General features: G+C 71.4%; 7 protein-coding genes and 1 pseudogene. 7 read left to right on the top strand and 1 reads right to left on the bottom strand.

What is annotated here, in order from left to right:
* The 7 genes and pseudogenes from FH969_RS16175 to FH969_RS15885 form a co-directional block, all read left to right on the top strand.
* On the top strand, positions 1-172 hold a 172-nt coding region (locus FH969_RS16175), incomplete at its 5' end, for a DUF6325 family protein (protein WP_425462466.1).
* 13 nt (positions 173-185) lie between these two features.
* Positions 186-554, top strand: coding sequence for an SHOCT domain-containing protein (locus tag FH969_RS14075; RefSeq protein WP_139987795.1), 369 nt, complete (start codon positions 186-188; stop codon positions 552-554).
* Positions 555-973: 419 nt separating this feature from the next.
* Complete coding sequence (locus tag FH969_RS14070) at positions 974-2284, top strand: ABC transporter substrate-binding protein (RefSeq protein WP_139987793.1); 1311 nt, start codon at positions 974-976, stop codon at positions 2282-2284.
* A gap of 79 nt (positions 2285-2363) precedes the next feature.
* Positions 2364-3323 (top strand): carbohydrate ABC transporter permease, encoded by a 960-nt coding sequence (locus FH969_RS14065; RefSeq protein WP_246071978.1) that lies wholly within the window; start codon positions 2364-2366, stop codon positions 3321-3323.
* A 14-nt stretch (positions 3324-3337) separates the two neighbouring features.
* On the top strand, positions 3338-4138 hold the full coding sequence (locus FH969_RS14060; protein ID WP_139987791.1) for a carbohydrate ABC transporter permease: 801 nt from the start codon (positions 3338-3340) through the stop codon (positions 4136-4138).
* Positions 4139-4142: 4 nt separating this feature from the next.
* Positions 4143-5972, top strand: coding sequence for a hypothetical protein (locus tag FH969_RS14055; RefSeq protein ID WP_139987789.1), 1830 nt, complete (start codon positions 4143-4145; stop codon positions 5970-5972).
* Between the two features lie 77 nt (positions 5973-6049).
* Positions 6050-6325: pseudogene (locus FH969_RS15885) on the top strand (alpha-L-fucosidase); the annotation flags it as partial.
* A gap of 59 nt (positions 6326-6384) precedes the next feature.
* Here the strand turns inward: FH969_RS15885 and FH969_RS14045 are convergent.
* Positions 6385-7764 (bottom strand): glycoside hydrolase family 28 protein, encoded by a 1380-nt coding sequence (locus FH969_RS14045; protein ID WP_139987787.1) that lies wholly within the window; start codon positions 7762-7764, stop codon positions 6385-6387.
* Positions 7765-7905: the final 141 nt, after the last annotated feature.

Here is a 7905-nt window from a genome sequence, read left to right as displayed (position 1 = left end):
CGAACCCGGGACGTCGGCCCTCCTGATCGCGCTCGAGCTCGCGTTCGCGCGCACCCTGGTCAACCGGCTCGGTCAGTCCGGTGCCGTGGTGCTCAGCGCCAACCGCATTCCCGCCCCCGTCGTCAACGCGATCGCCGACCTCGCCGAGGCCGACGCCGACGACGAGATCTGAGAGGACCACACCCATGCCCCCGATTCGTCGCGCCGGCCGCCCCGGCCTGATCGGCCTGGCGGCGCGCACCGCCGTCGTCGCCGGCACCGCAAGCGCCGTCACCGGAGCCTCGGCCCGCAAGCAGCACGAGCGCGCCCAGACCGAGCAGGAGCTCGCCCAGTACCGGGCCGCCCAGCAGCAGGCACAGGTCGACGCCGCGGCCCGGGCCGCGGCTGCGCAGTACGCGCAGCCGGCTCCGGTCGCTCCCGCCCCCGTCGTCGCCGCCGCCCCCGCGGCCGGCATCGACGTGGTCGCCGAGCTGCAGAAGCTCGGTCAGCTCAAGGAGGCCGGCCTGCTCGACGACGCCGAGTTCGCGGCCGCCAAGGCCAAGCTGCTGAGCTGATCGCAGCCACGACGGGGCGGGCGCCGAACGGCGCCCGCCCCTTTCGCGCTGTCTGCGGTCCGCACATCGCGAACACGTGCGGCGCGGGAGCGCCACTCGTCAGCACTCCTGACCGACGGCACTCCCACCCGACGGCGCCGCTCGCCGTCGTGCGCGTGGCGCCACCGACGTACGCCGTGAGACGTGCGCGCCCCACCCGACGGCGCCGCTCGCCGTCGTGCGCGATGCGCCACCGCGAAGCGCCCCTCCGACGGCGCCGCTCACCGTCGTGCTTCCACCCTTCTCCGGGCCGCCGAGCATATGTCCGTTTGTGTTGACAAACTGTCGGCCGGATGCCAGCCTTACGGACACGGCCGCTCGCAGGGGCGGAGGCACGACGACGGGGTCGCTCGTGGTCGAGGACCCACGAAGGAGACACGATGAAGCGCTCTCTGAGAGTGTCGCGCAAGCGACTCGGAGCGGCAGTTGCGGGCGCTCTCGCGCTCACGCTGGTGGCCGCATGCGGATCGGGCGGATCCGACGACGGCTCGGGCGGCGATGCCACGGGCGGCGGTGACGCCAGCGGTCAGACGATCCAGTTCTTCCTGTCCGGCGACGCCAACCAGGGTGGCGGGTTCGCCCACATGGCGGAGAAGTACAAGGAGGAGACCGGCGTCACGGTCGAGATCGTCGACATCGCGAACGCCGACCTCCCCACCAAGCTGAAGAACGCCGCCCAGGCCAACGACCTCCCGGCGCTCGCCCGCGTCGGCGGCGTGGACCCGGTGTGGAAGGACCAGACGGTCGACCTCGCGGACGCGGTGGACGGCAAGAACGTCATGATGGACCTGTCGGCCGTCGACTCCGACGGCAAGGTGCTCTCGGTCCCGACCGACGTCACCGCGGTGGGCATGTTCATCAACAAGACGCTGTTCGACCAGGCCGGGGTCGCCTACCCCACCTCCGAGGACGACATCTGGACGTGGGACGAGTTCGTCGCCGCGGTCAACGAGGTCAAGGAGAAGACCGGCGCCACCTACGGGATGGCGATGGACCGCTCCAGCCACCGCCTCAAGGCGTTCGTCTACGAGTTCGGCTCCGAGTGGTGGCAGCCGAACGACGACGGTGACTGGGCGACCAACGACGAGACGAAGACGGCCCTGGAGTACTTCAAGAGCCTCAACGACGACTCGTTCATGCCCCGCTCCGTGTGGCTGGCCGACGGCGATGGCAACGCGCTGTTCAAGTCCGGCGACCTCGTCGCGTACATGTCGGGCTCGTGGCAGATCGCGGACTTCTCCGCGAACATCACGGACTTCGAGTGGGCGTCGGTGTACCTGCCCAAGCAGCCGGTCCGCGCCACGAACTACGGCAACGCGGCGAACGTCGTCGTGTTCGACGGCGACCAGTCCCAGGTCGCGCTCGACTTCGTGAGCTGGCTCTACGAGCCGGAGAACTACACCGAGCTCGCCGAGACCTCCGGGTTCCTCCCGGCCGTGACCGGCCTGGACATCACCTACAGCTCCCACGCCGACGCGTTCGACCTGTACAACCAGGAGATCGCGGCCTCCCCGGACGTGGTGGGCCTCATCAAGGCCAACGACCTCAAGTTCGAGATCGCCGGCCTGGCCACCGACGGTGACCCCGTTCGCGACGAGACCGTGAAGTACCTCAACGACGAGCAGGACATCGACACCACGATCGACAACATCAACAGCCAGCTCTCCGAGCAGCTCGGCGCCCTGCCGTGATCGACGCTCGCCCGCTCGGCGCCCTCGGCGCCGGGCGGGCGAGCCTCTGCCCGGTCACCCACCCACCCCCGGAGGTCCCATGAGCGCCCCGTCATCGTCGACGTCGCCGACCACCGCCGCGGCCGCCACCGCACCCGGTACGTCCGGCTCGCCGCGCAAGCCGCGCCGCAACCGGGCGATGACGATTGCGCCGGCCGTGTTCATCGCCGTCGCCGTCGTGCTCTTCCTGCTGTTCTTCGTCTGGCCCGGCGCGCTCGCGGTGATCTACTCGTTCACCAACTACCGGGGGGTGGGCAACTCGCTCACCTTCATCGGGCTGGAGAACTACCAGAAGCTGTTCACCGACGAGACCTTCTACTCCTCACTCAGCCGCACGTTCCTGTACGCGCTGCTGTCGGTGCCCGCGCACTACGTGGTGAGCCTCGCCATCGCCGTGCTGCTCGCGTCCTCCCTCGCGAAGGGCAAGACGTCCGCGCGGATCATCTTCTTCCTGCCGTGGCTCATCTCCCCGATCGTCGCCGGTGTCATCTGGCGCTGGCTGTTCGGGGAGAACTTCGGCCTGGTCAACTACCTCCTGCGGCAGCTCGGCGGTGAGGGCATCCACTGGGAGACCGACGCGACGGCGGCGCTCATCCTCATCGTCATCGTCGGCACGTGGGGCTCGACCGCGTTCAACATGCTCCTGTTCATCGCCGCGATCCGGAACGTGCCGCGCTCCTACCTCGAGGCCGCGCAGCTCGACGGCGCGAACTCCTGGCAGCGGTTCCGGCGGATCACGCTGCCGCTGCTCGCCCCGACCTCCTTCATGGTCATCCTGCTCACCACGATCGGGAGCATGAAGGAGTTCGCCATGATCCAGGCCCTCAACGGCGGTGGTCCGGGCACGCAGAACATGTTCATCGTCCAGTACATCTACCGCACGGGCTTCGAGCGGGCGAACATCGGCTACGCCAGCGCGGCGTCGATGGTGCTCATGGTGATCCTCGTGATCATCGCGCTCATCCAGATGCGGTTCGACCGGAAGCGGGACCTCGCATGAAGTCGGTGCGCTGGATGCCCAGCACTGTCATCCTCTGGGTCGTCGCCCTGCTCTACGTCATCCCGGTGGCATGGTTCTTCCTCAGCTCGTTCAAGCCGGGCTCGGAGCTGTTCAGCCTCCCGCTGCGGCTCTTCCCCGAGAACTGGACCGTCAGCGGGTACGAGACCGCGTGGAACCGGTTCGACTTCGCGCGGTACTTCCGCAACACGGCGATCGTCGCCGTCGTCACCACGATCCTCACCGTGATCGTGAGCGCGATGACCGGCTACGCCTTCGCGAAGTACAAGGCGTGGTGGCTCAAGGTCTTCTTCATCTGCATCCTCGCGACGACGATGCTGCCGACCGAGGTCATCATGCCGTCCTCGTTCGTGGTGGTCCGCGACCTCGGCCTCTACAACACCCTCGCCGGCATCATCGTCCCCTCGATCATCACGGCGACCGGAATCTTCATGTTCCGGCAGTACTTCTCCACGGTGCCTGACGAGCTCATGGAGGCCGCCCGCATCGACGGCGTGGGGGAGTTCCGGCTGTTCTGGAGCATCATGCTGCCGCTCGCCCGGCCCATCGCGGTCGTGCTCGCGATCTTCTCGTTCCAGTGGCGTTGGAACGACTACATCTGGCCGTTGATCATCCTCACCGACCCGAAGCAGTACACGCTCCAGGTGGCCCTGCGCTCGATCGTCGGCGCGGACAACGTGGACTGGTCCGTGCTGCTCTCGGCCTCGATCATCTCGCTCGTCCCGATGGTCATCCTGTTCGCCGTCTTCCAGCGGCAGATCGTGAGCGCGGACATCAACTCCGGGCTCAAGGACTGACGCCGTGCCGACTACCCACCACGGAGTGCTCGACGGCGCGCATCGCCTCGGTCTGCCGGCCGCGGCCCGCGCGGTGCTCGCCCGCTACCTCGAGGCCGACGGCCCGGTCGGCGGCGGAGGCGGGCTCACCGGTCACCGGGGCGTGATGGCGGCGGTCAAGGCCGCGGTGGTCGCGACGCTCGTGCCCGACGGCGAGGCTGCCTACGCCGCTACGCGCGCCGACGGCGGAGGTGCTTCGGCCGCCCCGCGCGCCGACGGCTACCCCGTCGCCACCGTCGAGGCGGCGTCGCGGTGGCTCACGCGCCTGGAGGAGCTCCAGGCGCCGTCGGGCCTGTTCTCCTCGGGCGACAACCTCGCGTCGCCGCCCGACTCGGCCTTCACCCTGACCGACGTCGGCCTCACGCTCGCGGTGCTGCGCGCCGTCGGGCGCTGGCCGGACGACCTGCCCGAGCGGCTCGAGGGCGTCCTGCGCCGCGCCCTCCCGGCCGTCACGACCGGCGGCGTGCACACCCCCAACCACCGGTGGGAGATCTCCGGCGCGCTCGCGCGCGCGGGCGAGCTGCTCGGCGGCTCCGAGGGCGCGGCGGCGCTCGCGCGCGCCCAGGAGTGGTTGACCGAGGGCGTGGACGTCGACGCCGACGGCCTCTACTCCGAGCGCAGCCCGAACTACGCCGCGCACGTGTCGAACCCGTCGCTGCTCACGCTCGCCCGCACGCTCGATCGGGCCGACCTGCGCGACGTGGTGCACACCAACCTGCACACGCTGCTCGACCTCGCCACGCCCGACGGACGCACCGAGACGGTGCACTCCCGGCGGCAGGACCAGAAGTCGGGACCGTTCCCGCTCGGCCCGTTCCTCGGCCACGTCGCCGTCTTCGCCGAGGCGTGCGAGCGCTGCCGCGCCGCGGCCGCCTGGGTGCGCGACCTCCCGGGCGTCGACCCGGTGGACGTGCTCGCGCACGCCCTCGTGGACGCGGACGTCGCCGCGGGGCTCGCCCTTGCCGCCGACGCCGCGCCGCGCTCCGGCGCCACACCGACCGACCTCGCCCGCCGCGCCCTCGGTGAGGGCCGGCGCTGGTGGGCCGGCCCCCGCCTGCTGCGCGAGTGGTCGGCCGAGGGCTGGACGCTCGCCTACGGCGGCTCGGACGTCCCCGCGACGGGCCGCGTCGCGTCGGGCCTCGCGTGCAACCCCACGTTCCTGCGCGTCGCCCGGGGCGACCTCGAGGTCTCGGTGCGACTCGCGCGCGACTTCTTCGGCCTCGGCCCGTTCCGCGCGCAGGCCGCCCACCCGAACGAGCACGGCCTCGCCCTGGAGGAGTCGCTCGCGGCGGGCTACTACCAGCCACTGCCGCCCGCCCTGCGCCGCGCAGACGCCGACTACCGGCTGGAGTTCGAGGGCCGGTTCGCGGCCGCGATGGCGTTCTCGGACCGTGCTGTGGACCTGCTGCACCTCACCACCCGGGTGAGCGTCGCCGTCGTGCCCGCGTCCGAGACCGACCTCGGTGGAGTCGACCTAGTGATCGACACCGAGGGTCCGGCCACCCCGCACGCGCTGGAGCTCGCTCTCTCGAGCGACGTACGCATCGACGGCGCGGCCCCGGCCGGGCCCGACGCCGTCCGCCTGAGCGGATCGGACGTCGCGGTGTCGACGGGCGCGACCGTGCTGACGGTGGACGCCTCGCCCGACGGCGATGACGCGCTTCCCGCGGTCTACAGCCCGGGCGAGGCGTACGAGTTCCTCGGCGGCACGGACGCGGTGGGCGGGACCCGGCTGTACGTCACGTGGAGCTCCCCGGGCACCCAGCGCGTGGCGCTCCGGTTCGCTCACCCGTGAGCCTCGTCGACGTCCGCCCGCACCCCCGCCAGGTCGCGTGGCAGGCGCGCGAGACGTACGCGTTCCTGCACGTCGGGATGAACACGATGACCGACGCCGAGTGGGGCACCGGCGCGGAGGACCCGGCGTGGTTCGACCCCGACGACCTGGACGCCGACGCGTGGATCGACGCGCTCGCGGACGCCGAGCTGACCGGCGTCATCCTCACCGCGAAGCACCACGACGGCTTCTGCCTGTGGCCCACTCCCACCACCTCGCACTCGGTCGCCGCCTCGCCCTGGCGCGGCGGCCGGGGCGACCTCGTGCGGGAGGTCGCCGACGCGGCCCGACGGCGTGGCCTCGCCTTTGGCGGCGCGGTTCACCAGCAACCGGGCCGCGCCCGTGCTCGCGGGCGCGGCGGTGCTGGGCACGCTCACTCGGTGACGATCACGTCCGGGTGCCAGCCCTGCGGCAGCGGGTCGGGCCGGGTCACGACGACGTCGCGCAGCTCGAGTCCCTCCACTCCCGTTGCATACAACCCCGGCATCCCGCCGGGCACGCGCGAGACGCCGTAGATCCCGTCCTCACTGACCTGGTAGGCGTTGTCGCGTCCCATCCCCTCGGGCGCGTCGGGGTTCACCGGGGGTCGCAGGTCGAGCTCGCCCTGGAGCCCGTCCCACGGCCCACCTGCGACGGTCTGCCGCAGTCGCACGTCGCTGAGGGTCACGTCGCGCACCGCGCCCCGGCGCCACGCGTGCAGGTGCACCGGTCCCGCGCACTCGCCCCGCACGCCCGCGATGCGCACGTCGTGGATGACACCCGGCTCGCGGCCGGGGACGCGCGGGAGGGCCGAGAGGTGGATCGGCTCGGCGCGGCCCCAGTAGGCGGGAGTGCCGATGGTGGTGCGCAGCACGACGTCGGACACCACCACGTCGTGGATCCCACCGCCGTCCCGGGAGACGATGCCGATCGCTCGGTTGGTCGGGCCGATCACGAGCCCGGTGGCCACGACGTCGCGCACGGGCAGGTGGGTCTCGGTGCCGATCTTGAGAGCGCACGAGCGGGACTCGAGGGTGCATCCGGAGATCACGACGCGCTCGGTGGGCGCCGCGTAGGCGCGCTTGCGGGTCGTCTTGAGGCACACCGCGTCGTCGGCGCCCGTGATGGAGCAGCCGATGACCCGCACATCGCTCGAACCGTCGATGTCGATGCCGTCGGTGTTGGGCAGCGTCATGGAGGCGTCGAGCACGAGGTCGGTCAGCGCCGCGCGCCGGCAGCCGGCGAGATGCACGGTCCACATGGGGGCGTCGACGATGGTGAGGCCGGCTACCCTCACGTCGGTGCAGTCCTCGAGCAGGATCATCCGGGGGCGCCGGTCCGCCGGAGCGCGGTAGCCGTTCTCGTCGACTTCGCCCACGGCGTAGGCGTAGCCCGACCCCTCGATCCGCCCGGGTCCGGTGATCGTCACGCGGGTCGCCTCGCGCGCGTAGAGGAGGGCGTGCCAGGACTCCTCGGCCGGCGTCACGGCCTCGTGCGTACGGAAGTCGTCGTAGCTCGGGCTCGCCACGACGACCGCGCCGGCCTCGATCCGGAGGTGGATGTCGCTCGCCAGGACGAGGCCGCCCAGCAGGTACCGCCCCGGCGGCACCGTTACGGTGCCGCCGCCAGCCGCCGCGACGGCGTCCACGGCGCTCTGGAAGGCCGCCGTCTCGAGGGTCACGCCGTCGCCCACCGCGCCGTGGTCGCGCACATCGGTCCGCCCGCTCGGAGTCTGGGTTGCCACGGCGCGCTTCTCGTTCGAATGTCCGGACATGCCCTGAAGTCTATCGCCGGTGCCACCTGCCTGCTCCGGTTTCACGATCTGCGTTGTTCGCCAGTCGCCCTTGGTGTGCGTGCGTGCGCTGTGTCCTTCTTGCTCATCCCTACGGCTCACCTCGAGGCCGAGCCGCTCGTG

It is taken from the genome of Miniimonas arenae (genome assembly GCF_006351005.1).
In the GTDB taxonomy this organism is placed as follows: domain Bacteria; phylum Actinomycetota; class Actinomycetes; order Actinomycetales; family Beutenbergiaceae; genus Miniimonas; species Miniimonas arenae.
The sequence above is the reverse complement of the archived record's forward strand: the minus strand, read 5'-3'. Positions and strand labels throughout refer to the sequence as shown.

Coding starts and splice junctions, on each gene's coding strand:
- FH969_RS14045 (WP_139987787.1), bottom strand. CDS start 7,764: ATGTCCGGACATTCGAACGAGAAGCGCGCCGTGGCAACCCAGACTCCG.
- FH969_RS14060 (WP_139987791.1), top strand. CDS start 3,338: ATGCCCAGCACTGTCATCCTCTGGGTCGTCGCCCTGCTCTACGTCATC.
- FH969_RS14075 (WP_139987795.1), top strand. CDS start 186: ATGCCCCCGATTCGTCGCGCCGGCCGCCCCGGCCTGATCGGCCTGGCG.
- FH969_RS14070 (WP_139987793.1), top strand. CDS start 974: ATGAAGCGCTCTCTGAGAGTGTCGCGCAAGCGACTCGGAGCGGCAGTT.
- FH969_RS14065 (WP_246071978.1), top strand. CDS start 2,364: ATGAGCGCCCCGTCATCGTCGACGTCGCCGACCACCGCCGCGGCCGCC.